This is a genomic window from Enterovirga sp. (assembly GCF_028290205.1).
GTDB lineage: Bacteria > Pseudomonadota > Alphaproteobacteria > Rhizobiales > Beijerinckiaceae > Enterovirga.
Genome location: NZ_JAQGKF010000079.1, coordinates 1 through 23,336 on the forward strand (window position 1 = coordinate 1; position 23,336 = coordinate 23,336).

Genomic DNA, 23,336 nt, shown 5'->3' on the forward strand with positions numbered 1-23,336 from the left:
CCATTGGCGTGGGTGGCCGATTTGCCGTCCAGCGGCTTGCTGAGCATCAGGCGTCCGCCGCGATGGCTGTAGATCAGGCGCCCCTTGGCGTCCTGCGCGGCCGGCTTGCCGCCCATCGCGGAAAAGAGCGCGTCGTAAAACGTCTTCGAGCGCGCGATGTCATTGCTTCCGAGCATGACGTGACTGAACATTCATTCCTCCCTTGGGGCTTGATCTTGCCCGGTCTCAGCGGTGTTCCGGCTCGGGGCAGGCGCAACGGCCTGGCCCGGCCGAGCGGGGCTCCGGTGCCTCGCCTCCTCCGCGCATGCTCATGGCGGCGGCTGCTTGGCGGCTGCTGCGGTCGCCTTGCGCTTCGGAGCGGGTTTGGCCGCGGCACTTGCCGGGCTGCGCGCGGCGGAGCGCCGGGTCGCCGCGGCGCCCTTTGCCGCGGGCATCTTCGGGCCGAGATCCTGAAGGTAGGCCATCAGGATCTCCTCGATGCAGGTGCGCCTGTCGTTCAGCCACTGGCCGTCGGACAAGTCCTTGTCGAAGATGATGGACAGCGTGAAGCGGTTGGAGATGTGCAGCTGACTGAGGGCCACAAGCGACACATAGAATTGCAGCGGGTCGACCCCCGGGCGGAACACGCCCTGGTCATGGCCGCGACGGAGGAGGTCCGCAATCGAATCGATCAGCGGCAGCGTCTTCTCGCGCACGCTCGGAAGTTGCTCCAGGAAACGGCCCCGCAGCGTGTTTTCGTTCGAGATGATGGCCAGGACGTCGGGGTTCGAGCCGAGGAAGTCGTAGGTGAACCGAACCAGGCGGCGCATCGCCTCCACGGGGGACGCATGCTTGAAGTCCAGACGCGATTCGAGCGTCCTGAGCCGCAGATAGGCCGCCTCGAGCACCGCCAGATACAGCCGCTCCTTGCTGCCGAAGTAGTGGTAGATCATCCGCAGGTTGGTTTTGCTTTTTGCGGCGATGGTCTCGACCCGGCCGCCCATATAACCGTGTTCGCAGAATTCACGGTGGGCGGCCTTCATGATGGACCGCTTGGTTCCCACAGGGTCTCGGGTCTGCTTGGGCTTGGGCGGGGCGAGAGTTGCCGAATCGACCGGGTCAATGCTTCGCGCCGCCATCAGAGCTGCTCTTGAATCGCTCCTCGCGCCTCCGAGTCGCGGCATGGTTCGAGGACGGCGCAGATCAGGCCGCCAAGGGAAGGGCGTGGCGATGTCCCGCCTGCCGCCCTGTGCTGGCCCTATCCTGAAAGAGACCCGAACGGAAGGGCTGCAGACGGCTTCTGCATAGCGGATAGGCAATCTGGACGGGGCTTCAGCGCTTCGGAGGCGCCGGCGCGAGCCCCGCAGACGGCGCTTGTCTTCGCTGCGTGTGGCAAATAGGTCTCGTCGACCTGTTGGGGCGAAGCGCCGCAGAGCTGCTCGGCCGCTGAATGCCTGTTGGCGCGGGCTGGCAACTTGGCGCCCCAACGCTACGTCTTCCCTGATCTGAACCAGCCGCGGGCCCATGCCCAAAGGGCTGACCACAGCAGCCGTCCGGCCTGGAGCCTGGCCGCCGGCACCGTTGCCGCCTGACCACCCGGGCTGACGCGCGCGTTCAGATTGGCGGCGAAATCGGCCAGCAGGCGACGGGCCAGTTCCAGGGCGATGCCGGAGCGGGAGAACTGCGCCAGCGGTCCCTGCAGATTGTAGCGGACGTCGATCAGCACACGCGTGCTCCGATCGCCGTCCTCCGGAACCACCCGGTAGGTCAGCTCGCCCCGGGTGCGGGATCGGGACGCGCCGTCGCTGCCCGCGCCTTTCACCAGACAGGTGCGAGCCGCCTCGTCGCGCTCGATGGCGGCTGACCCGGCGAAGGCCGCCGAGATCGGCCCGAGCCTGACCCGCAGTGATCCCTTCACGGTGCGGCCGTCATGCCCGGTCAGTTCCGCGCCCGGAAGGCAGGCCGCCACCAGGGGGAAGTCGGCGAGCATGCGCCAGACCGGCTCCGGCGCGGCCGCGATGACGAAGCTGTCGGCGAATGTTGTCCAGCCTTTTTCCTCGCCGCTGCTGGCCGGGGCCGCGGCCGCAGCCACGGGGGCCAGGGCCGGCCGATCCGCCGCGACGGTGAATCGCGCCATCTCGGCCCTTGCGGCCGCCGGCTCGGCGAAGGGCGCTGCGGTCACCGCGGGCGCGCCCGGCGCGGCGCTCCGCTCCGCTGTGGCCACGCTCGCCACCGCCCTGACGATGCCCCGGTAGCCGGTGCAGCGGCAGAGATTGCCGGCGAGTTCGGTGCGGATGCGCGCCTCGTCGGCGCCGGGCACCCTGAGCACGATGTCCCGGGCCGCGATCAGCATGCCGGGCGTGCAGAAGCCGCATTGCAGCCCGTGCTCCCGGGAGAAGGCCTGGCGCAATTCCCCCATCACGGGGTCGTCGTCGAACCCTTCGATGGTCTGGATCTCGGCGCCCTGGCAGGCCGCCGCCAGCGTGATGCAGGACCGCACCGGCACGCCGTCGAGCAGCACCGTGCAGGCCCCGCAGACGCCGTGTTCGCAGCCGAGATGGGTGCCGGTCAGCCGCAACTGCTCGCGCAGAAAGTCGGCAAGGTGTGTGCGGGGTTCGACCTGCCCGGAGACGGGCCGCCCGTTGACGGTGAGCTGAGCGAGAATCATGTCGGCAGGATCTGGCGCAGCGCCCGCCGAACCGTTTCGGCGTGCATTCGCTGTTCGATGATCGAGAGCGTGGGAGCGGCAGCCGTCACGGCCGCCAGCACGGCTTCGGCCGTGACCGCGGGGGAACCTCGTTCGGCGACATCGCGGGCGAGGCCGGGCAGTGACGCGGGCGCACCGCTCAGGGCGCCGACGAAGACCCGCGCGATGCGCGTTTCCGGATCGAACACGGCCGCGCCGCTCGCCTCGGGAAATTCGCCGACCTTTCGGCAGAATTTGAAATAGCCGAATCGGGCCGACGGCGAGAATTTCGGCACCCGCACGGCCGCGATCATCTCGTCGTCCCGCAAGGCGGTCGTGAACGCGGCCGCCATGAAGTCGTCTGCCGGGATCTGGCGGTCTCCGCCGGGGCCCTGCAGCAGGAGGGTCGCCCCGAGGGCTGCGAGGGCCAGCGGCCAATCCGCCGCCGGATCAGCATGCGCCATGCTGCCGCCCACCGTGCCGCGGTTGCGGACGGAGCGGAATGCGATGTCGCGGGCGACGGTCGGCAGCAGGGGGCAGCCTCGAAAGTCGTGGCGCCGATCTTCGATGCGGGCATGCGTGACAGCGGCGCCCAGGCGCCACGCCTCGCTCTCCTCGTCCATCGTGCGGAGCGCTTCGAGGCCGGAGATGTCGATCAGGAGCTTCGGACGCGCCAGGCGGAGGTTCAGCATCGGGCCGAGCGACTGCCCACCGGCGATGAGCTTTGCCTCGCCGCCACCCTGGGCGAGGGCCGCGATGGCCTCGGAGGTGTCCCGCGGCCGCATGTAGTCGAAGGGCGCCGGTTTCATGCCGGCTCCGTCCGGGCGGTCCGGCTGCGGGCCCGCTCGAGCGCGGCCAGAAGGCGGTGGGGCGTCAGGGGTGTCTCGCTCATCTCCACGCCGAGGTCGTGGAGGGCGTCGTTGACCGCGTTGAACAGCACGGCCGGAGGCGCGATCGCGCCGCCCTCGCCCACGCCCTTGATGCCGAATTCGGAATAGGGCGACGGCGTCTGCAGATGCTCGATCCGGACGGACGGCACCTCGCCGGCGCCGGGCAGCAGGTAGTCGGCCAGCGTGGAGGCCAGCGGCTGGCCGTTCTCGTCGTAGGGGCTCTCCTCGTAGAGCGCGGTGCCGATGCCCTGGGCGACCCCGCCCAGGGTCTGCCCCTCGACGACCATCGGGTTCACCATGGTCCCGCAATCCTCGGCGATGACGTAGTCGAGGATCTCGATGTGGCCGAGCTCGAGGTCGACCGCCACGACAGCCGCATGGGAGGCGTAGCTGAACACGCCCGTATCCACCTTGGGCTTGTAGCTGACCGTCGCTTCGAGCCCGCCGAGATCGCAATCGGGCGGCAGCCTGTCCGGGCGGCGGTGCCAGGCATAGGCGACCTCCTTCAGCGTGGTCGAGGATTGCGGCCCGACGATGCGGCCATCCTCGTAGCGCACCGTAGCGGTGGCGCATTGCATCAGGTGGGCGCCGATGGCCTCGACCCGCGGCACGAGCAGCCTGCAAGCGTTGATCACCGCGCCGCCCGCCATGACGATGCTGCGCGAGGCGTAGGTGCCGGTCGAGAAGGGGGTGGCGCCGGTGTCGCCGTGGATCACCCTGATTTTGTCGAGACCGATGCCCAGGATCTCGTTTGCGACCTGGGCCAGGGTCGTTTCCATGCCCTGTCCGTGGGAGTGCACGCCGACCCGCACTTCGGCGCCCCCGTCGGGCGTGATTCGCACGCTCGCCTCGTCGTAGCCCGGGATGACGGGCAGCCCCCACGACGCCAGCACGCTGGCCCCGTGCGCCGTCTGCTCACAGAAGCTCGCGAAGCCGATGCCGATGCGGCGGCCGTCCGGCTCGCCCCGGCGCTGGCGGGCGCGCCAGGTGTCGAGATCGATCTTGTCCCGCGCCATGCGCAGGCACTTCTGATAGTCGCCGCTGTCGTAATGCTTCCGGGCCACGTTGTCGTAGGGCATCTGCGCCTGGGCCACGAGGTTGTCGTGGCGGACCTCCCAGGGCTCGCGCCCGACCTCGCGGGCGATGGCGTCGATCATCAGCTCGAGCGCCAGGCAGACGCCGGTGCGGGCGACGCCGCGATAGGGCAGGAAGCCCGGCTTGTTCGTGGCGGCGCACATGCTTTTGCAGCGATAGCCGCGGAAATCATACGGGCCCGGCAGGTTGCCGACGGCCTGGCCGGGCTCAAGGCCGGCCGTGAAGGGCCAGCTCGAATAGGCGCCGCCGTCCACCATGATCTCGGCGTCGAGCGCCAGGAGGCGGCCGGTCTCGTCGGCATAGGCGGTCAGCTCGTAATGGTGCTGCCGGGCCACCGCGCCGACGACCAGATGCTCGCGCCGGTCCTCGATGTAGCGGAACGGGCGCCGGTAGGTCAGGGCCAGCCAGGCGACGCAGAGTTCTTCGGGCTGGAGGACGCATTTGTAGCCGAACCCGCCGCCGACATCGGGCGAGACGACCCGCAGGCGGCCCTCGTCGAGACCCAAAGCCTCGGCGAGGCCGATCCGGATCATGTGCGGCACCTGCGTCGAGGTGTAGACGATGAGCTGGTCGGCCCGGTCGTCCCAATAGGCGACGACGGCCTTTCCTTCGAGCGGAGACATGGTCTGCCGCGCCAGCGACACGGTGCGCTTGACCACGACCTTGGCGCCGCGGGCCTGGGCCTCGAAGCCGTTCTCGTAATTCAGGGTGACAAAGAGGTTGTCGTCCCAGTCCTCATGCACCCGAACGGCGGGAGTCGCCCGCGAGGCGCGCGCATCCACAATCGCCGGCAGCTCGTCGATGTCGATCTCGACCTGCTCGGCCAGGTCCTCGGCCGCGGCCCGGGTCGGCGCGACGGTCATCGCCAGAGCCTCGCCGACGAAGCGCACCTTGCCGCGCGCCAGCGGCGGCAGCTCCGACATCTTGAAGCCCGGCACGGCGCATTCGGACACGATCGAATTGAGCCCGGTCAGATCCTCGTAGGTGAAGATCGTCCCGTCCGAGCCCGCGGGCTTGCGAATGCTGCGCAGATACCCGTGCGCTACCGGGCTGCGCAAAAACGCGACCTCGCTCTGCCCTGGCAGAACCATGTCCGAGACGTAGCTGCCCCGTCCCCGCAGGAAGCGGTCGTCCTCCTTGCGGAGGACGTGCCCCCCGACCCCGTCTTCACGACCCATCGCGAGCTCCCGGCGCCGATCACACGTGCGTTGCTGCGGATCTCACCGCTTCAGGTAGGAGCATCCGCCTTCGCTCATCGGCCGAAAGGCCTTGTCGCCCGGGATCGTATCCACGAGCTTGAGCAAATCCCAGCTGCCGGAGGCCTCTTTCGGCTGCTTCACCTCGAACAAATACATGTCCCGGATGACGCGTCCGTCTTCCCGCACGCTGCCGCCCTTCGTGTAGACGTCGTCGATCGGGAGCTCCCGCATCTTGGCCATCACGGCGTCCGCGTTGTCGGTTCCGGCGGCCTGAACGGCTTTCAGGTAGTGGGTGACCGCCCCGTAGGTGCCGGCATGGGCCTGGGCGGGCGCCGTCGAGTGGCGCTCCATGAAGCGCTTGGACCAGGCGCGCGTCTTCTCGTTCATGTCCCAGTAGAAGGATGCCGTGAAGGTCAGCCCGCCGCCGATCTGCGCGCCGAGCGCGTGCACGTCGGTGATGTCGAAATAGAGTGCCGCCAGGCGCATGCCCTGCGCGGGGAGGCCGAATTCCACCGCTTGTTTGATGGCGTTGATCGTGTCGCCGCCGGCGTTGGCGAGGCCGAGAACCTGAGCCTTGGAGCTCTGCGCCTGAAGGATGAACGAGGAGAAATCCATCGTGCTCAGCGGATGCTTCACGGCGCCGACCGCCTGGCCGCCGGTGTCCACGAGGGTCTTGCGGCCGACTTCCTCGAAGGAATAGCCGGCGGCATAATCCGCCGTGAGGAAGAACCACGTCTTGGCCCCCTGCCGGACCAGCGATTCGACCGTGCCCTTGGTCACGGAATACGTGTCCAGGGTCCAGTGAACGCCGTTCGGCGAGCAGTATTTCCCGGTCAGCTCGAATGTGCCGCCGCTCGTCACCATGCTGACCCGCTTCTTGTCGCGTGTGAGCTGCTGCACGGCGATCGACACCGACGAATTGCCGAGACCGGTGATCATCGACACGCCCGTCTCGTCGTACCAGGTGCGCGCAATATTCGCGCCGATATCAGCCTTGTTCTGATGGTCGGCGGCGACGATCTCGATCGGCTTGCCCAGGATGGTGCCGCCGAAGTCCTCGACCGCCATGCGGGCGGCAACGACGCTGCCCGCGCCACTCAGGGCGGAGAGCGGGCCTGACTGGTCGTCGAGCACCCCGATGCGCAGGGCCGACCCGGAGATCTGGGCGAGGGCGGTGGTCGAAAACAGAAGTCCGGCGGCGAATGCTGTCCAGCCGCCGCGTTTGCGCGTGGTCTTGACATGCTGCGTGGGCGGGAAACGGCGACGGGATCCGTATCGAGTGAGCATGCTGCCCTCCGGGTGCGGGCGGTTCGTTGCGCCCTTCCGACCAACCATCGAGACCGTAGCAGGTAAAAAGCCTTTGACAACCGCGCGAGGTAAAAAGTTTTTGACAAGCGCGAATACTGCGGGCTAACTCTTGAGCACCGCAGCGGGGTCGCGGCGGGTCCAAGGCGAGGGTGGCTTGACTGGCGTTGGCATCGACATCGGCGGGACGTTCACGGACCTGGTTCTGCTTGACGCAGACGGAAAGGCCGTGATCGGCAAGCTTCTCACTACGCCTCGAAATCCGGCTGACGCGGTGCACGAGGGGTTTCTGGCGGCCTGCGCCGCGGGCGGCGTCTCCCCTCCGGAGGTGACGCGGATCGTGCACGGCACCACGCTGGTCACGAATGCGGTTCTGGAGCGCAAAGGTGTTCGCACCGCGCTCGTGACGACCGAAGGTTTTCGCGACACGCTCGAGATTGCGACCGAGCATCGCTACGACATGTACGACCTCGAGATCGAGCGCCCGGAACCGCTGGTTCCCCGCAAGCTCAGATACGAGGTGCCGGAGCGGATCTACTCGGACGGAACGGTGGCGCGGCCGCTCGATCCGTCATGTCTGCCGGCGCTGGCGGACGCCTTGCGGGAGGCCGGTGTCGAAGCGGTCGCCGTGACGCTCATCAACGCCTACGAGAACGGCGAGCACGAGCGGCTCCTGGCCAAGGAACTCTCCCGGCTGCTGCCCGGGATTCCGATCTCGATCTCGTCCGAGGTGAACCCGGAGATCCGTGAATACCATCGCAGCGTCACCACCGCGGTGAACGCCTATGTGCTGCCGGTGGTCGCGGAATACGTGTCGCAGCTGGCGGGCCGCCTCCGTGAGACCGGGTTCGGCGGCGACGTCTTCCTGATGCTGTCCAACGGCGGCATCTGCACGGTCGACACGGCGCGGCGCTTTCCGGTGCGGCTGATCGAGTCCGGCCCGGCGGCCGGTGCGCTCATGGCCGCGCAGATCGGCGCGCGGGCCGGGTTCCCCGATCTCCTGTCCTTCGACATGGGCGGCACCACGGCCAAGGCCTGCTACATCGAAGGCGGGGCGCCCCTGGTCAGCCCGACCATCGAAGTCGCGCATGTCTATCGCTTCAAGGCCGGCAGCGGCCTGCCGCTGCAGCTCCGCTCCTTTGAGCTGATCGAGATCGGCGCCGGCGGCGGCAGCATCGCCCGCGTCGACGATCTCGGCCTCGTGCGGATCGGCCCCGACAGCGCCGGCAGCGATCCCGGCCCGGTCTGCTACGGCCGCGGCGGCACGCTGCCGACCGTCACCGACGCCGACCTCATGCTGGGCTATCTGAGCCCCGGCTTCTTCCTGGGCGGCCGGATGTCACTCGACGTGGCGCGGGCCACCGAGGCGATGGACAGGCACATCGCCCAGCCGCTCGGCCTCTCGGCGATCGAGAGCGCGCACGCCGTGCATCGGCTCGTGAACGAGAACATGGCCAGCGCGGCGCGGGTGCACGCCATCGCACGCGGCAAGAACCCGTCGGCCTACCCGCTGCTCGCCTTTGGCGGCGCCGGGCCGGTCCATGCGGTCGGCGTGGCCCGGATCCTGGGCGTGCCCAAGGTCATCGTGCCGATGGGGGCGGGGGTGGCCTCCGCGGCCGGGCTGCTGATGGCACCCTTCGCGTTCGACTTCGTCCGCTCCTACCGGGCGCCGCTCGCCACGGTGGATTGGGCCCGCGTCAGCCGCCTCTTCGAGGAAATGGAGACCGAGGCGCGCGGCATCATGAAGGCGGCCGGGCTCGCCGACGAGGCCGTTGCGCTGCGCCGGCTCTGCGCCATGCGCTATGTCGGACAGGGCAGCGAACTCGAGATCGAACTCGACCAGCCGCTTGCGGAGGCCGGCGTGCCGGCCATCCGGCGCAGCTTCGAGGCCAGCTACCTCGCCCATTTCGGCACCGTGGTGCCCGACGTGGAGGCGGAGGTCCTGACCTGGCGGCTCGAGATCGCCGGTCCGTCGCACACGATCGAGATCAACCTGCCGAAGCAGGAGGCGGGCAGCGAGCTCAAGGGCGAGCGCGCCGTCTATTTCGGCCCCAAGACCGGCTGGATCACGACTCCCGTCTACAACCGCTACGCCTTCAAGGCAGGCGCCACCTTCGAGGGGCCCGCCATCATTGAGGAACGCGAATCCACCACCGTGGTCGATCCCGGGGCCACGATCGACGTCGACGAGCGGCTGAACCTCATCGTCACGCTCAAGTAAACATTCCGGGCCGCAGGCACATGATGCAGGGTAAGTAGATGGACGTCATCGATCTCGATATCATGTGGAATCGCCTCATCAATACGGCGACCGAGCAGAGGAAGGCTCTGATCAGGACGGCGTTCAGCACGGTTCTGCGCGAATCTGAGGATTGCGCAGCGGGCGTGTTCGATGTCGCCGGCAACCTGATGGCGCAGGCGCCGACCGGCACGCCCGGGCAGGTGAATTCCATGGCAACCTCGATCGGCAACTTCCTCGAGGTGTTCCCGATCGACGGGCTGCGGCCCGGCGACGTCCTGATCACCAACGATCCCTGGAAGACGGCCGGGCATCTGAACGACATCTCGGTGCTGACGCCGGTGTTTCGCAACGACCGGGTGATCGGCTTCTTCGGCTCCTGCGCGCATTCGCTCGACATCGGCGGCCGCGGCTTCTCGTCGGACGCCCGCTCGCTCTACGAGGAGGGGCTGTTCATCCCGTTCTCGAAGCTCGTCGAAGGCGGACAGCTCAACAAGATCGTGCTGGATTTCATCCGGCACAACGTCCGCTCACCGAACCTCGTGGTGGGCGACATCATGGCCCAGGTGACCTGCAACAGCGTCGGGGCCGAGCGCCTGCTCGCCATGATGGACGAGTTCGGGCTGGAGGACCTGACGGACCTGTCGCGCGAGATCATCGACCGCAGCGAGCGGGTGATGCGCGAGGCCATCCAGCGCATCCCGGACGGGCGCTACGAAGCGGAAGTGATTTCGGACGGGTTCGACGAGCCGATCCGGATCCGCTGCGCGGTGATCGTGTCCGACGACGAGATCCTGGTCGATTTCGCCGGCTCCTCGGGGGAGGTGAAGCGGGGCATCAACGTGCCTCTCTGCTACACGGCCTCCTACTCGATCACCGGCCTCAAGTGCCTGCTCGCGCCGAGCGTGCCGAACAATGCCGGGACATTCCGGGCCATCCGGGTGACGGCGCCCCCCGGCTCGATCCTGAACGCCACGGCTCCTGCCCCGGTCGCCGGCCGGCACATCATCGGCAACTTCCAGCCCCTGGTCATCTTCAAGGCGCTGGCTCCCGTGATGCCCCGCGCCGTGATCGCCTGTTCCAGCGTGCTCTGGATCACCACCGTGCAGGGCGCGACCGAGGCCGACCCTTTCACCCTGACCTTCTTCTCGTCAGGCGGAATGGGCGCGCGGGGCGCAAAGGACGGCCTGTCGGCCACCAGTTTCCCGGGCAACATCGCCATGACGCCGGTCGAGATGATCGAATCGGTGTCGCCCATCGTCGTCCGCGAGAAGGGGCTGCGGCCGAATTCGGCCGGGGCGGGCCGCCAGCGGGGCGGGTTCGGGCAGACCTTCCGGTTCGGGCTCCGGTCGCCGGTGCCATTCACCGTCAACACGATGTGCGACCAGATCCGAGAAGAGCCCTACGGGCTGGACGGAGGTCGGGCGGGCGAGCCGGGCCGCTACCTCGTGTCGGGGGGCGACCAGCTCTCCCACTACAAGGCGATGGTGACCCTGCCGGGCGGCGCCGACATCATCATGCAACTGCCGGGCGGCGGCGGCATGGGCCACCCGCATCTGCGCGACCCCAGCCTCGTGCTGGCCGATGTCGAGAGCGGCCTCGTGACCGCCGACAGCGCACGCGACGATTACGGCGTCGTCGTCCAGCAAGCCGGCACCGTCTGGACGCTGGACGCCGGCGCGACCGAGCACCTGCGTCAATCACAAGCAGTTTAGGTGAGGAGATCTGAAAAGCGATGGCTCGTCCGCGGATAGCTCTGTTCTTTCCGTCCTACGTATGGCCGGATACCCACTCCACCGACCCGATGGACAAAATACGCGCCTGCATCGAGCGGGCCGAGTATTACGGGTTCGACATCTGGGTGGTCGATCACCTGCTGGTGGCCCCCGGGCTGTACGGCGCGACGTGGCTGGATCCTCTGGCGATCCTGAACTACGCGGCCGCGCTGACGAAGAACGTCTCGCTCGGCACCGCGATTCTGGTCGCGCCCGTGCGGCAGCCGGTGCTGCTGGCCAAGGAAATCGCCAGCCTGCAGCTGCTCAGCGAAGGCCGCTTCAAGCTCGGCGTCGGCCCCGGCTGGTACGCCAAGGAGTTCGAGGCCGTCGGTCACCACATCCGTGAGCGCGGCAAGCGCACGGACGAGATCATCGAGGCCCTCGAGGTTCTGTACGGGCAGGAGACCGCCTCCTACCACGGCAAACACTACAAGTTCGACGACATCACCATGGTGCCCCGCATCAAGATGCCGGAACTGTGGGTCTCGGGCGGCTCGCGCGTGCCGGATCCGAACGAGCACGACCTGCCGGTGATCGCCGAAACGGTGAAGCGCCGGATCGTCAAGGCCGGGCGCTGGCTGGCCCGGGCCTCCGGCACCTTCGAGTGGATGGAGCGCGACTGGGCGGAACTGCGCGCCTACGCGACCACGATGGGCAAGGACCCGAATTCGCTCGAATTCGGCATGTGCAACTTCTTCCACCTCGTGGATTCGCCGAGCCGCGAGGACGCGCTCGCCCTGCAGGCGCCGCATTTCGAGCGGGTCATGGGCAAGCACCGGCCGATCGAGTGGCTGCAGAAGGGCTACCTGCTCGGCACGACTTCCGAAATCGTCGACCGTCTGCAACGCGCCGCCGCGGTCGGCTGCAGCTACTTCATTCTGGGCCCGACCTCGGCCGACCCGGACCAGATCGACAAGTTGGCCAAGGAAGTGATGCCGCATCTCACCTAGGAGGTAGACATGTCGACGAAGGCGTTATGGGCGAGTGCTTTTCTGGCTGCGGCGATGCTTTCGCCCGCTGCGGCACAAAGTCAGCAGCCACCCGTGCTGATCGGGGTCGTGGGAGATTTCTCCGGCCCGGTTGCGCCTTACTCGACAGCTGCCCTCCAGGGGGCGCAGGTCGCCCTCGACGAGCTGAATGCGGCTGGCGGCATCAACGGCCAGCGCATTCAGCTCAGACCCTACGATGATCGCAACGACCCCGTGGAGGGGGCGACCATCGCCAAGCGACTGGGTGACGAGGTGCTCAGCGTCATCGTCACCTCCGGGAGCTCGCCGGCCCTGTCCATGGGCCCCGTCCTGAACCGGGCCGGCCTCCCGTTCATCACCACGCTGTCGTCCAACCCGGCCGTCACGGAATCGGGCTGGAAATACGCCAACCGCCTGCACCTGTCGGACCGGCACCAGATCGAGCGCATCATCCAGCACGCGCTCGACACCGATAAGCTGACCAAGATCGCCATCCTGTACGACACCAGCGATCTTGGTGTCGGCGGGCGCAACATCGCCCTGAAGACGCTGGAAAAGCGGTCCGTGAAGCCGCTCGTGGTCGAAGGCTGGAAGCAGACCGACGCCGATTTCAGCAGCCAGCTCATCAAGCTCAAGAGCGCCGGCGTCGAAGGCGTCATCATCTGGGGCGCCGTGGAAGGCGCCGTCCGGATCGCCCAGCAGATGCGGGCCCTGGCCCTGGACAAGGTGCAGATCTACGGCGGCGGCGGTCTCGTCAGCCAGAAGTTCATCGATCTCGGGGGCTCCGCCGTCGAGGGCACGATCGCCACCTGGGCCTATCTCGACACCTCGACGCCGATCGTCACGGCCCTGGAGAAGACTTTCGAGAGCCGCTTCAAGAGCAAGCTCGATATCTTCGGCGCCCAGGGCTACGACGCGCTCCGGATTCTGGCCCAGGCCATCTCCACCGCCGGCACGAAGCCGAGCGATCGGCCGAAGATCCTCGAGGCGATCCGCTCGATGAAGTATCAGGGCGCGGTCGGTGAGATCACGTTCGGCCCGGATGGGGAGAACATTCGCAAGATCTATATTGCCAGGCTCAAAGCCGGCAAGTTCTCCGTCCTGGACTAAGGCGGCGCGCGCGTGTTCCTCCAGGTCATCCTCAGCGGCATCGTCGTGGGCGGCATCTACGCCCTCGTCGCTCTCGGCTTCGTCGTGGTCTACCGTTCTGTAACGATGTTCAATTTCGCCCAGACCGAATACTACACCCTGGGCGGAATGCTGTTTGCGACCTTTCTGGCGCGATACCAGTTGCCGCTGGTCCTGGCGGTCCTGCTGACGATGGTGGTCGCCGCCCTCGTCGGCATCCTGAGCGAGCGGCTCGCCTTCCGGCGCCTGCTGCTGTTGGGGGCGCGACCGGCCAATCTCATCATCGTGAGCCTGGCGCTCGCGGTGGTGCTCCGCAGCGTGATCCTGCTGATCTGGGGCACCGATGCCCGGCAGGTCCCGACGCTCGGCAACAACCCGATCGAGATCGCCGGGCTGCTGGTCACGCCGCAGCAGATTTTCATCCTGGGCTCGACCCTGCTGGTGGTGGCTTTGCTCCACCTCTTCATGCACCGGACCCGGCTCGGCCTGGCGCTGCGGGCCACGGCCAGCAACCGCACCATGGCGGGCCTGATGGGGGTGCCGCTGACCTCCATGCTGGCCCTGTCCTTCGCCCTGTCCGCCGGCATCGGCGCGCTCGGCGGCATCCTGGTCGCCCCGATCCTGCTCGCGCAGTACAGCATGGGGCAGGCCATCCTGGTGAAGGCCTTCGCGGCCGCCATTCTGGGGGGGCTGTCGAACGTTCAGGGCGTGATCGTCGGCGGCCTCATCATCGGCCTGGCCGAAAACCTGGCCGGTGCGTACCTGTCCTCCGCCTACAAGGATGTCGTCGCCTTCGCCGTGCTGCTCGGCGTGCTCGCCCTTCGCCCCTCGGGAATCCTGGGCGGTCGGACGGAGGAGAAGGTATGAGCACGCCCGTCCGCCTCGTCCTCATCGCCGCGGTGCTGAGCGCGCCCTGGCTCATCACCGCGCTCGGCTGGCGCCCGTCCTACCTGCTCCAGATCGCGACGCTGCTGCCCATCATGATGATCGCCTCGCTCAGCGAGACGGTGATCGCGGGTTTCGGCGGCCAGATCTCGGTCGGCCAGGCCGGCTTCATGGCGGTCGGGGCCTATGCCACGGCGCTGCTGGTCGGTTCGGCCGGCTGGCCCTGGCTGCCCAGCATCCTGGGCGGCGTCGTGGCCACGGTCATCGTGGCCGGCGCCGTGGGCGTTCCGGCGCTGCGCCTGCGGGGACCGTATTTCGTGATGGCGACGCTGGCCTTCGGGGGCATCGCCTACACGGTCGCGACCAACTGGATCGACGTCACGGGCGGCCCGAGTGGTCTCCGCAACCTCGAACCGCCGGATTTCGAGAGCCTGGGCATCCACCCGGATCACGGCACCTTCTACATCGTCTGGCTGGTCTGCTTCGCGGCCATCGCCCTCGTGGCCTGGTTTCGCGAAACGCTGCTCGGCCGCAGCCTCCTGGCGGTGCGTGAAGACGAACTGGCGGCCGCCGCGGTCGGCATCCACGTCGCGCTCGTGAAGTCGCTCAGCTTCATGTTCTCGGGCGGGCTCGCCGGCCTGTCGGGGGCCTTGCTGCCGCTCTTTGTCGGCATCGTCACGCCCGACACCTTCGGCACCAATCAGTCGCTACAGATCCTGGCCCAGGTCCTGATCGGCGGCATGGAGCTGATCAGCGGGGCCATCGTGGGCACCGTTCTCCTCCTCGTCGTGAACGAGCTGCTGCGGGACTTCGCCGAGTATCAGTTGCTCGCCTTCGGCCTGATCATGCTGGGCGTGATCCTGTTCTTCCCGCGCGGTGTGGTGGGCGAACTTCGGGCCCGCCGGGCCGCCTCCGGAAAGCGGCGGCCATGAGCGCCGTTTTCGAGGTCCGCGGTCTCGTCAAGCGCTTCGAGGGGTTGCGCGCCGTCAACGCGCTCGATCTGGACATCCCTTCGGGCCAGATCACGAGCCTGATCGGGCCGAACGGGGCCGGGAAGACGACCGTCTTCAACATGCTGTCCGGCATCACGCGGCCGGATGCGGGCCGGATCTCGCTCGCCGGCCAGGACGTCACCGGCCTCGCGAGCTGGCAGATGGCCCGGGCCGGCGTCTGCCGGACGTTTCAGAACCCGCGCCTGTTCTGGAACCTGACGGTGCGCGAGAACGTCGCCATCGCGATCCAGCAGGAACGGTCGCTGCTGCGCGAGATGTACGCGCTGTTCTTCGCCGGACGCCGCTATGTCGAGGAGGCCGGGGCCCTGCTGGCGCTGGTCGGGCTCGAGGATTGCGCCGACTGGCCGGCGAGCCGGCTCTCCTACGGCCACATGCGGCGTCTCGAGATCGCCCGCGCCCTCGCGGGCTCCGCCAAGATCATCATGGTCGACGAGCCCGTCGCCGGCATGAACCCCTCGGAAGTGGACGAGCTGATGCGGCTCCTGGACACCGTTCGGCAGCGCGGCCTGGCCGTGCTGCTGATCGAGCACAACATGCGGCTCGTCCTCAACATCTCGGACCGCGTCATCGTGCTGAGCTCCGGCACCAAGATCGCGGAGGGGACACCGGCCGAGATCCGCGTCGATCCCCTCGTCATCGAAGCCTACCTCGCGTCATGACGGGCGAGGTCCTTCTTTCCCTCCGCGGGCTCACGGCCGGCTACGGCCCGATCGCGGCCGTCCGGAACGTCTCGCTGGAGGTCCGCGCGGGTGAGGTCGTCACCATCCTGGGCGCCAACGGCGCCGGCAAATCGACCACAATCAAGGCCATCGCCGGCGTGATCCGCGCCTGGTCCGGCGAGGTCTATTTCGCCGGCCAGAGGATCAACGGTCGGGCTTCGGCCGACATCGCCAAGGCGGGCATCGCCGTGGTGCCCGAAGGACGACAAATCTTCAGCGACCTCACGGTCGAGGAAAACCTGATGATCGGGGCGTACCGCATCCGGGACCGGGCCACGGTGCCGCGGGTGCTGGACGAGGTGTTCGACATCTTCCCGCTTCTGCGCGAGCGGCTGCGCCAGCGGGGCGGGACCCTGTCGGGCGGGGAGCAGCAGATGCTGGCCCTCGGCCGGGCGTTGATGCTGCAGCCGAAGCTGCTGCTGCTGGACGAGCCGTCGATGGGCCTCGCGCCCCGCATCGTCGAGCAGATGTATGTCAGCCTGCAGAAGATCGTGGACAAGGGCATGACCGCCCTCCTCGTCGAGCAGAGTGTCACCATGGCTCTGCGCATCTGCACCCGCGGCTACGTGATGGTGAACGGCGAGATCGTCCGGGCCGGCACGGCCGCCGAACTCGCCGAGACCGACCTGTCCGGCAGCTATTTCGCGGCCGGCGACGCTGGGGCTGCCGCATGAGGCGGCGTCTCGAGGCCGACAGCCGCCCGCGCCGGCGCGGACGGGGTCGCAGCACGCCTCACGTCGGCTAGGCTGTTTGGAGAAAAGCTCGTGCTCAAGATCGGCTACAAGGCCTCCGCGGAACAATTCGGGCCGACGGACCTGCTCAACTTCTCGGTGCTCGCCGAAGAAGCGGGTTTCGACTCCGTGTTCATCAGCGACCACTTTCAGCCGTGGCGCCACACCGGCGGGCACGCGCCCAACGCGCTGGCCTGGATGGGCGCGCTCGGGGCGAAGACGTCGCGGATCACGCTCGGCACGAGCGTGCTCACGCCAACCTTCCGCTACCACCCCTCCATCGTGGCGCAGTGTTTCGGCACCCTCGGCGCCATGTTCCCGGGCCGGGTCGTGCTCGGCATCGGCACCGGGGAATCGCTGAACGAAGTTCCGGCGAGCGGCATGCACTGGCCCGAGCCGAAGGAGCGTTTCGCGCGCCTCCGCGAGGCCGTGGTGCTGATCCGCAAGCTCTGGTCGGAGGAGCGGGTCACGTTCGGGGGCGAGTATTACCGCACCGAAAATGCCACCATCTACGACCGGCCGGCCGAGCCGGTGCCGATCTACATCGCGGGCGCCGGGCCCATGATCGCCAAATATGCTGGCCGGACCGCCGACGGCTTCATCTGCACCAGCGGCAAGGCGCCCGAACTCTACCGCGAAACGCTGCTGCCCAACGTCGCCGCCGGGCTCGAAGCCGCCGGGCGCGGCCCGGATGCCATCGACCGGATGATCGAAATGAAGGTGTCTTTCGACACCGACCGGGCGCGGGCGATGGAGGACACGCGCTACTGGGCCGCGCTGGCGCTCTCGCCCGAGGAGAAGATGTCGGTCGAGGACCCGGTCGAGATGGAGCGCTTGGCCGATGCGCTGCCGGCCGAGCGGGCCGCCAAGCGCTGGATCGTGTCCACCGACCCCGAGGAGCATATCGAGCGGATCCGCCCCTATGTGGAACTCGGCTTCCGCCATCTCGTGTTCCACGGGCCCGGGCCCGACCAGGAGCGCTTTATCCGCCTCTATGGCCGGGAGGTCTTGCCGAGGCTCCGCAAGGCGTTCGGCTAGGCGGCGCCCCGGCATGGAACGCCAACCGGGCGACCGGATCGAGGTCTTCGCCGTGCCCGGCATGCCGATGGTCGTGCCTGGGCAGGACCTCGCCGGCGCGACGCTCGCCGCGCTGGCGGCGGGCGGCGAGCAACTGCGGGACGGGGATGTCCTGGTCTTCGCGCAGAAGGTGGTGTCGAAGGCCGAGAACCGCTTTGTCGACCTCCAGAGCGTGGCGCCCGGCCCGGAGGCCATCCGGCTGGCCGCGATTGTCGACAAGGATCCCCGCTTCGTGGAGGTGGTGCTCGGGCAGGCGAGCCGCGTCGTGCGGGCCAGGACCGGCGTGCTGATCGTCGAGCACAAGCTCGGGCTGGTCATGGCCAATGCCGGCATCGACAGGTCCAATCTCGGCCCCGAGACGGGCGAGGACTCGGTGCTGCTCCTGCCCGAGGATCCGGACGGCAGCGCGGACGCGCTGCGGGCGGCCATTCGCGACCAAACCGGCTGTGACGTGGCGGTGATCATCAACGACAGCTTCGGGCGGCCCTGGCGCTCCGGCACGGTGGGGGTCGCGATCGGCGTCGCCGGCATCGAAGCTCTGGTCGACAAGCGCGGCCAGCACGACCTGTTCGACCGCACCCTGCGGGTCACGGTGATCGGCCACGCCGACGAGATCGCGGCTGCCGCTTCGATCGTCATGGGCGGGGCCGACGAGGGCCGCCCCGTGGTCGTCGTGCGGGGATTGCCGGCCGCGGCCGCGCAGGGGCGCGCCACCGACCTGGTCCGGCCGGCGCACGAGGACATGTTCCGATGACGGCCGCGCGCCCCGGGCGGGTCCTGGCGCTCTCGGGCGGCATCGGCGGAGCCAAGCTCGCGCTGGGCCTGTCGCGCGTGCTGCCGGCCGAGGACCTCGTGGTGGTGGCCAATACCGGCGACGATTTCCGTCACCTCGGCCTGGCCATCTCGCCCGATATCGACACGCTTCTCTATACGCTGTCCGGCCTCGCGGACCCGGTGAAGGGCTGGGGGCGCCGGGACGAGACCTGGAGCTTCATGGCGGCGCTGGCCGGGCTCGGCGGCGAGACCTGGTTCCAGCTCGGGGACGGGGACCTGGCCCTCCACGTCGAGCGCACGCGCCGCCTCGCCGCCGGCGAGACCCTGTCGGAGGTCGTCGAGGCGATCCGGCTTCGGCTCGGGATCGGGCCGAAGATACTGCCGGTGACCGACGATCCGGTGCCGACCCGCATCCGGACGCAGGACGGCTGGCTGGATTTCCAGGAGTATTTCGTCCGCCTGCGCTGCGAGCCCGCGGTGCTCGGCTTCGCCTTTTCGGGTGCAGAGGTGGCGCAGCCGCAGGCCGAGATCCTGCCCCTGCTGCGCGATCCCGGGCTGCGGGCGGTCGTCATCTGCCCGTCCAACCCCTTCATCAGCGTGGATCCGATCCTGGCCGTCCCGGGCATCCGGGCGGCGATCGCGGCCTGCGCGGCGCCCGTGGTCGCGGTGTCGCCCATCATCGGCGGACAGGCCGTGAAGGGCCCGACCGCCAAGATGATGCGCGAACTGGACCTCCCCGTCGGGGCCGCGGCGGTGGCCCGGCATTATGACGGGCTCGTCGACATCTTCGTGTCCGATCAAGGGGACGGCGCGGTGGCGCTGCCGCCCGGCATGGCCGGGCGACAGGCCAAGACCCTGATGACCGATCTCGCGGACCGCGAGAACCTGGCCCGGGTGGTGCTCGACGCCGCCGACGCGTGGTCCCGCTCTCCTCACGACCCACGCGGTTCCCCGCGCGGCCGCTCACCTCGTCCCACGGAGCACCAATGACCATTCAGGCGTTGCTGGGGAGGGAGCCTGCGGCCGGTCGCGTCCTCGATCGGGCCGTCAAGGGAACGCAGCCGAGCGATGCGGAGGCGCTGGCGCTGGCCGGCTTCGCCGACCTCGCGCCGCTGATGGCGGCTGCGGCCGAGATCCGAGACACCGGCTTCGGCGACCTCGTGACCTATTCCCGCAAGGTGTTCGCGCCGCTGACGCAGCTTTGCCGCAACGTCTGCCACTACTGCACCTTCGCCCAGCCGCCCCGCAATCTGGCGGCCCCCTTCCTGTCCCCGGACGAGGTGGTGGCGATCGCCGAAGCCGGGCGGGAGCGCGGCTGCAAGGAGATCCTGTTCACGCTGGGCGACAAGCCGGAGCTTCGCTACGGGGCCGCCCAGGAGGCGTTGACCGCGCTCGGGTACGCCACCACCCTCGACTACCTGGCCTCGGTGGCGAAACTCGCCTCAGACAAGACCGGCCTCCTGCCGCACCTCAATCCGGGCGTGATGGACCGGGCCGAGATCGAGCGGCTGCGGCCGGTCGCGGCCTCCATGGGGCTGATGCTGGAAAGCACGTCCGATCGGCTGTGCGGCCGCGGCGGCGTGCATTTCGGGTCGCCCGACAAGGATCCGCGGCTGCGGCTGGCCAGCATCGCGGCCGCAGGCGAGGCCCGCGTGCCCTTCACGTCCGGCATCCTGATCGGCATCGGCGAGACCCGCCTGGAGCGGATCGAGGCGTTGCTCGCCCTGCGAGCCCTGCACCGGCGCTACGGCCATATCCAGGAGATCATCGTCCAGAACTTCCGGGCCAAGGCCGGCACGCGGATGGCGACGGCCCCCGAGCCGAGCTTCGCGGACCACCTCTGGACCGTCGCCGTGGCCCGCATCCTGTTCGGGCCCGCCATGACCATCCAGGCGCCCCCGAACCTCAGCGCGGGCGCCCTGCCGCAGCTCGTGGAAGCCGGGATCAACGATTGGGGCGGTGTGTCCCCGGTGACGATCGACCACGTCAATCCCGAGAAGCCCTGGCCCCATCTCGACCGGCTCGAGGCCGAGACGGCGGCAGCCGGCAAGGTCCTGGCTGAGCGCCTGACCGCCCATCCAACCTATTTGGCGGACGCCGAGCGCTGGCTCGACCCCGCCATGAAGCCGCGCGCCCTGAAACTCGCCGATGCCGATTGGCTCGGGCGGGCGGGCATGTGGGTGCCGGGCGCCGGGGCGGAACCGGGCGTGCTGGAACGGCGCAGCCCGTCCGGAGCGAGGGAAACCTCCAGCCGGGCCGCCCTGCGGCGCGCCATCGACCGGGCCAGCGACGGGCAGGCCCTCTCCGAGGGCGAGATCGTCCAGCTCTTCCAGGCGCGCGGCGACGATTACTGGACCGTCTGCGAGGCCGCCGACCGGCTGCGGCTCGCGGTGAGCGGAAGCAAGGTCGCCTACGTCGTCACCCGCAACATCAACTATACCAACGTCTGCTACTTCCGCTGCCAGTTCTGCGCCTTCTCCAAGGGCAAGCTCAGCGAGAACCTGCGCGGGCGGCCCTACGACCTCGAACTCGCCGAGATCGCCGGTCGGGCCCGCGAGGCCTGGGAGCGCGGCGCCACCGAGGTCTGCCTCCAGGGCGGCATCCACCCGAGCTACACGGGCCAGCGCTATCTCGACGTCCTGGCGGCCGTGAAGGAGGCGGTGCCCGGGATCCACGTGCACGCGTTTTCGCCGCTCGAGATCCGGCAGGGCGCCGAGACGCTCGGCATGAGCCTGCGCGACTTCCTGATCCGCCTGCGCGATGCCGGCCTGGGCAGCCTGCCGGGAACCGCGGCCGAGATCCTGGACGACGAGATCCGCCAGGTCATCTGCCCGGACAAGCTCACGACCGATCAGTGGCTCGAGGTCGTCCGCACGGCACATGAGGTCGGTCTGCCGTCGACCTCCACCATCATGTACGGACACGTGGAGCGGCCCCTGCACTGGGCCCGCCATCTGCTCAGGCTGCGCGCTCTCGCCTCGGACACCGGCGGCATCACCGAATTCGTGCCGCTGCCCTTTGTGCCGATGGAGACGCCGATCTACCTCAAGGGCCGCTCGCGCGCCGGCGCGACCCTGCGCGAGGCCGTGCTCATGCACGCGGTCGGGCGGCTCGCCCTGAACCCGGTGATCCGCAACATCCAGACCTCGTGGGTGAAGATGGGCCAGCCTGGCGCCGCGCTCTGCCTCGCGTCCGGAGCCAACGACCTCGGCGGCACGCTGATGGACGAGAGCATCTCCCGGGCCGCCGGAGCCACGCACGGTCAGGAGATGACCCCGCGCCGGATGGAGAGCACCATTCTGGCCCTGGGCCGGAGGCCGGTTCAGCGCACCACGCTGTATGGCGAGGCTCCGGCCGAGCGTCAGCGCACCGCCCGCGACAGCTACGAGGGCCGGCCGGAGCCGGCCGCGGCCGCGAGCTGCGGCTCGCACGCCGCCGCCTAGCCGGGCCGCCGTTCCGAGAGGCTGGAGAGTTGAGGCCGATGAAGGACATCTGGGCGGTTCTGCCCGTGAAGAGTTTTCGGGCCGCCAAGCAGCGCCTCGGACCGGCGCATCCCGCGCTCTTTCGGCAGGGGTTGGCGCGGGCCATGGTCGAGGATGTCCTTGCCGGGCTGCAATCCTCCCGGCTGCTGGCCGGCTTTGTGGTCGTCACGTCGGATCCGGACGCCGCGGCGCTCGGCGCCCAGTATGGCGGCCGGGTCGTCCGCGAGGAGGCCGAGTTCGGCCAGACCGCGGCGGTGACGGCGGTTGGCGCCATGCTGGCGGCCGAGGGCCGTGGCGGCATGCTGACCATCCCGGGCGACGTGCCGGGCATCACGGGTGCCGAGCTCGACCGGGTCATCGAGGCGCATGGCGAAGGCCCGTCCTTCACGATTGTGCCCGCGCATGACCGTCGCGGCTCGAATTGCGTGGTGATGTCGCCGCCGAACGCCGTTCAGCTCAGCTTCGGCAACGACAGCTTCCTCGTGCATCTGGACGCGGCCCGGGCCCGAGGCATCGAGCCCCGCATCATCGAGATGCGCGGCATCGGCCTCGACGTCGACAATCCAAACGATCTCTGCAGCTACGCCGCCTGCGCGGGCGACAACCGCACGCGCAGCTATCTGAAGGAGGCCGGCTACCTCGACCCGGTGGGAACCCGGCCGGCCGAGACCCGGGGCGCGGCATGGCTGTAGAGCGCCACGTTCTCGCCGACGGCGACGCCGTCGCCGCGGCCGCGGCCGGGCTGGTCCTCGCCGCCCTCGCATCGGCTCCTGGCCCCCGCTCGGCCGTGTGCCTGGCCGGAGGGTCGACGCCGCAGCGGCTCTACGGCCGCCTCGCGACCTCCGGCGACCCGGCCCTGACCCGGCCCGGCCTGCACTGGTTTCCCGGAGACGAGCGGCTCGTCGCGCCGGACCATCCGGACAACAACCTTTCGGCAATCCGCCGGCACCTGCTCGATCCCCTCGGATCGCCCTCCGCCAACATCCACCCCGTGCCGAGCGTGGGGCTGTCCGCTGACGAGGCCGCCTCGGCCTACGAGGCCGACCTCCGGGCCTTCTACGGCGGCGACCGCCTCGACCCGAACCGGCCGCTCTTCGACGTAGTGCTGCTGGGCCTCGGCGAGGACGGCCACACGGCGTCCCTGTTTCCCGGCTCGCCGGCGCTGGCCGAGCGGCAGCGATGGGCGGCCGGCGTCGCCATGTCGGGCCTCGCGCCCTTTGTGCCCCGGGTCACGCTGACCTTTCCGGCCCTGGCCTCGAGCCGCCTGACGCTGGTGCTGGTCAGCGGCGCCGGCAAGCGGGCCGCCCTGCAGGCCCTGGCCGCCGGTGAGGACCTGCCGGCGGCCTCAGGCAGCCTGCCGGGCGTGCGCCCGGACGAGCTCGGCGAACCGG

At 69.0% G+C, this 23,336-nt stretch carries 19 protein-coding genes and 1 pseudogene; 14 read left to right on the top strand and 6 right to left on the bottom strand.

Annotated features, from left to right (window positions below):
• The 6 genes and pseudogenes from JWR86_RS05280 to JWR86_RS05305 form a co-directional block, all read right to left on the bottom strand.
• Positions 1 to 191, bottom strand: a pseudogene (locus tag JWR86_RS05280) (VOC family protein); the annotation flags it as partial.
• A 117-nt stretch (positions 192 to 308) separates the two neighbouring features.
• On the bottom strand, positions 309 to 1,022 hold the full coding sequence (locus tag JWR86_RS05285) for a TetR/AcrR family transcriptional regulator (RefSeq protein ID WP_299561749.1): 714 nt from the start codon (positions 1,020 to 1,022) through the stop codon (positions 309 to 311).
• Positions 1,023 to 1,468: 446 nt separating this feature from the next.
• Positions 1,469 to 2,647, bottom strand: coding sequence for a 2Fe-2S iron-sulfur cluster-binding protein (locus JWR86_RS05290; RefSeq protein ID WP_299561752.1), 1,179 nt, complete (start codon positions 2,645 to 2,647; stop codon positions 1,469 to 1,471).
• A complete protein-coding gene (locus JWR86_RS05295) occupies positions 2,644 to 3,474 on the bottom strand; it encodes a xanthine dehydrogenase family protein subunit M (RefSeq protein ID WP_299561755.1) in 831 nt (276 codons plus the stop codon). The genes JWR86_RS05290 and JWR86_RS05295 overlap by 4 nt, the downstream gene beginning before the upstream one ends.
• The gene (locus JWR86_RS05300) at positions 3,471 to 5,828 is read right to left on the bottom strand and encodes a xanthine dehydrogenase family protein molybdopterin-binding subunit (protein ID WP_299561758.1); all 2,358 of its coding nucleotides are present in this window, start codon (positions 5,826 to 5,828) and stop codon (positions 3,471 to 3,473) included. The genes JWR86_RS05295 and JWR86_RS05300 overlap by 4 nt, the downstream gene beginning before the upstream one ends.
• Before the next feature lie 42 nt (positions 5,829 to 5,870).
• Positions 5,871 to 7,136: an ABC transporter substrate-binding protein gene (locus JWR86_RS05305; protein ID WP_299561761.1), complete on the bottom strand. Its 1,266-nt coding sequence runs from the start codon at positions 7,134 to 7,136 to the stop codon at positions 5,871 to 5,873.
• 175 nt (positions 7,137 to 7,311) lie between these two features.
• Between JWR86_RS05305 and JWR86_RS05310 the strand changes: the two genes are divergently transcribed.
• The 14 genes from JWR86_RS05310 to pgl form a co-directional block, all read left to right on the top strand.
• On the top strand, positions 7,312 to 9,375 hold the full coding sequence (locus JWR86_RS05310) for a hydantoinase/oxoprolinase family protein (protein ID WP_299561764.1): 2,064 nt from the start codon (positions 7,312 to 7,314) through the stop codon (positions 9,373 to 9,375).
• Between the two features lie 38 nt (positions 9,376 to 9,413).
• On the top strand, positions 9,414 to 11,108 hold the full coding sequence (locus tag JWR86_RS05315) for a hydantoinase B/oxoprolinase family protein (RefSeq protein WP_299561767.1): 1,695 nt from the start codon (positions 9,414 to 9,416) through the stop codon (positions 11,106 to 11,108).
• 20 nt (positions 11,109 to 11,128) lie between these two features.
• The gene (locus JWR86_RS05320) at positions 11,129 to 12,118 is read left to right on the top strand and encodes an LLM class flavin-dependent oxidoreductase (protein ID WP_299561770.1); all 990 of its coding nucleotides are present in this window, start codon (positions 11,129 to 11,131) and stop codon (positions 12,116 to 12,118) included.
• 93 nt (positions 12,119 to 12,211) lie between these two features.
• A complete protein-coding gene (locus JWR86_RS05325; RefSeq protein ID WP_299561772.1) occupies positions 12,212 to 13,246 on the top strand; it encodes an ABC transporter substrate-binding protein in 1,035 nt (344 codons plus the stop codon).
• A gap of 12 nt (positions 13,247 to 13,258) precedes the next feature.
• Positions 13,259 to 14,131, top strand: coding sequence for a branched-chain amino acid ABC transporter permease (locus JWR86_RS05330; protein WP_299561775.1), 873 nt, complete (start codon positions 13,259 to 13,261; stop codon positions 14,129 to 14,131).
• Positions 14,128 to 15,081 (top strand): branched-chain amino acid ABC transporter permease, encoded by a 954-nt coding sequence (locus tag JWR86_RS05335; protein ID WP_299561778.1) that lies wholly within the window; start codon positions 14,128 to 14,130, stop codon positions 15,079 to 15,081. Before JWR86_RS05330 ends, JWR86_RS05335 begins: the two co-directional genes overlap by 4 nt.
• A complete protein-coding gene (locus tag JWR86_RS05340; RefSeq protein WP_299561781.1) occupies positions 15,078 to 15,821 on the top strand; it encodes an ABC transporter ATP-binding protein in 744 nt (247 codons plus the stop codon). The genes JWR86_RS05335 and JWR86_RS05340 overlap by 4 nt, the downstream gene beginning before the upstream one ends.
• A complete protein-coding gene (locus JWR86_RS05345; RefSeq protein ID WP_299561784.1) occupies positions 15,818 to 16,555 on the top strand; it encodes an ABC transporter ATP-binding protein in 738 nt (245 codons plus the stop codon). The genes JWR86_RS05340 and JWR86_RS05345 overlap by 4 nt, the downstream gene beginning before the upstream one ends.
• A 90-nt stretch (positions 16,556 to 16,645) precedes the next feature.
• Entirely contained in the window at positions 16,646 to 17,650 is a 1,005-nt protein-coding gene (gene fgd, locus JWR86_RS05350) for a glucose-6-phosphate dehydrogenase (coenzyme-F420) (RefSeq protein WP_299561788.1), read from the top strand.
• A 13-nt stretch (positions 17,651 to 17,663) separates the two neighbouring features.
• Positions 17,664 to 18,443, top strand: coding sequence for a coenzyme F420-0:L-glutamate ligase (cofE, locus tag JWR86_RS05355; RefSeq protein WP_299561791.1), 780 nt, complete (start codon positions 17,664 to 17,666; stop codon positions 18,441 to 18,443).
• The gene (gene cofD / locus JWR86_RS05360; RefSeq protein WP_299561794.1) at positions 18,440 to 19,453 is read left to right on the top strand and encodes a 2-phospho-L-lactate transferase; all 1,014 of its coding nucleotides are present in this window, start codon (positions 18,440 to 18,442) and stop codon (positions 19,451 to 19,453) included. Before cofE ends, cofD begins: the two co-directional genes overlap by 4 nt.
• Complete coding sequence (cofH, locus tag JWR86_RS05365; protein ID WP_299561797.1) at positions 19,450 to 21,906, top strand: 5-amino-6-(D-ribitylamino)uracil--L-tyrosine 4-hydroxyphenyl transferase CofH; 2,457 nt, start codon at positions 19,450 to 19,452, stop codon at positions 21,904 to 21,906. Before cofD ends, cofH begins: the two co-directional genes overlap by 4 nt.
• Positions 21,907 to 21,944: 38 nt before the next feature.
• The gene (cofC, locus tag JWR86_RS05370; protein ID WP_299561800.1) at positions 21,945 to 22,637 is read left to right on the top strand and encodes a 2-phospho-L-lactate guanylyltransferase; all 693 of its coding nucleotides are present in this window, start codon (positions 21,945 to 21,947) and stop codon (positions 22,635 to 22,637) included.
• On the top strand, positions 22,628 to 23,336 hold a 709-nt coding region (gene pgl / locus JWR86_RS05375), incomplete at its 3' end, for a 6-phosphogluconolactonase (protein ID WP_299561803.1). The genes cofC and pgl, both read left to right, overlap by 10 nt.

Coding starts and splice junctions, on each gene's coding strand:
- JWR86_RS05295 (WP_299561755.1), bottom strand. CDS start 3,474: ATGAAACCGGCGCCCTTCGACTACATGCGGCCGCGGGACACCTCCGAG.
- JWR86_RS05340 (WP_299561781.1), top strand. CDS start 15,078: ATGAGCGCCGTTTTCGAGGTCCGCGGTCTCGTCAAGCGCTTCGAGGGG.
- cofE (WP_299561791.1), top strand. CDS start 17,664: ATGGAACGCCAACCGGGCGACCGGATCGAGGTCTTCGCCGTGCCCGGC.
- JWR86_RS05335 (WP_299561778.1), top strand. CDS start 14,128: ATGAGCACGCCCGTCCGCCTCGTCCTCATCGCCGCGGTGCTGAGCGCG.
- cofC (WP_299561800.1), top strand. CDS start 21,945: ATGAAGGACATCTGGGCGGTTCTGCCCGTGAAGAGTTTTCGGGCCGCC.
- JWR86_RS05290 (WP_299561752.1), bottom strand. CDS start 2,647: ATGATTCTCGCTCAGCTCACCGTCAACGGGCGGCCCGTCTCCGGGCAG.
- JWR86_RS05285 (WP_299561749.1), bottom strand. CDS start 1,022: ATGAAGGCCGCCCACCGTGAATTCTGCGAACACGGTTATATGGGCGGC.
- cofD (WP_299561794.1), top strand. CDS start 18,440: ATGACGGCCGCGCGCCCCGGGCGGGTCCTGGCGCTCTCGGGCGGCATC.
- JWR86_RS05345 (WP_299561784.1), top strand. CDS start 15,818: ATGACGGGCGAGGTCCTTCTTTCCCTCCGCGGGCTCACGGCCGGCTAC.
- JWR86_RS05300 (WP_299561758.1), bottom strand. CDS start 5,828: ATGGGTCGTGAAGACGGGGTCGGGGGGCACGTCCTCCGCAAGGAGGAC.
- JWR86_RS05320 (WP_299561770.1), top strand. CDS start 11,129: ATGGCTCGTCCGCGGATAGCTCTGTTCTTTCCGTCCTACGTATGGCCG.
- JWR86_RS05305 (WP_299561761.1), bottom strand. CDS start 7,136: ATGCTCACTCGATACGGATCCCGTCGCCGTTTCCCGCCCACGCAGCAT.
- JWR86_RS05315 (WP_299561767.1), top strand. CDS start 9,414: ATGGACGTCATCGATCTCGATATCATGTGGAATCGCCTCATCAATACG.
- cofH (WP_299561797.1), top strand. CDS start 19,450: ATGACCATTCAGGCGTTGCTGGGGAGGGAGCCTGCGGCCGGTCGCGTC.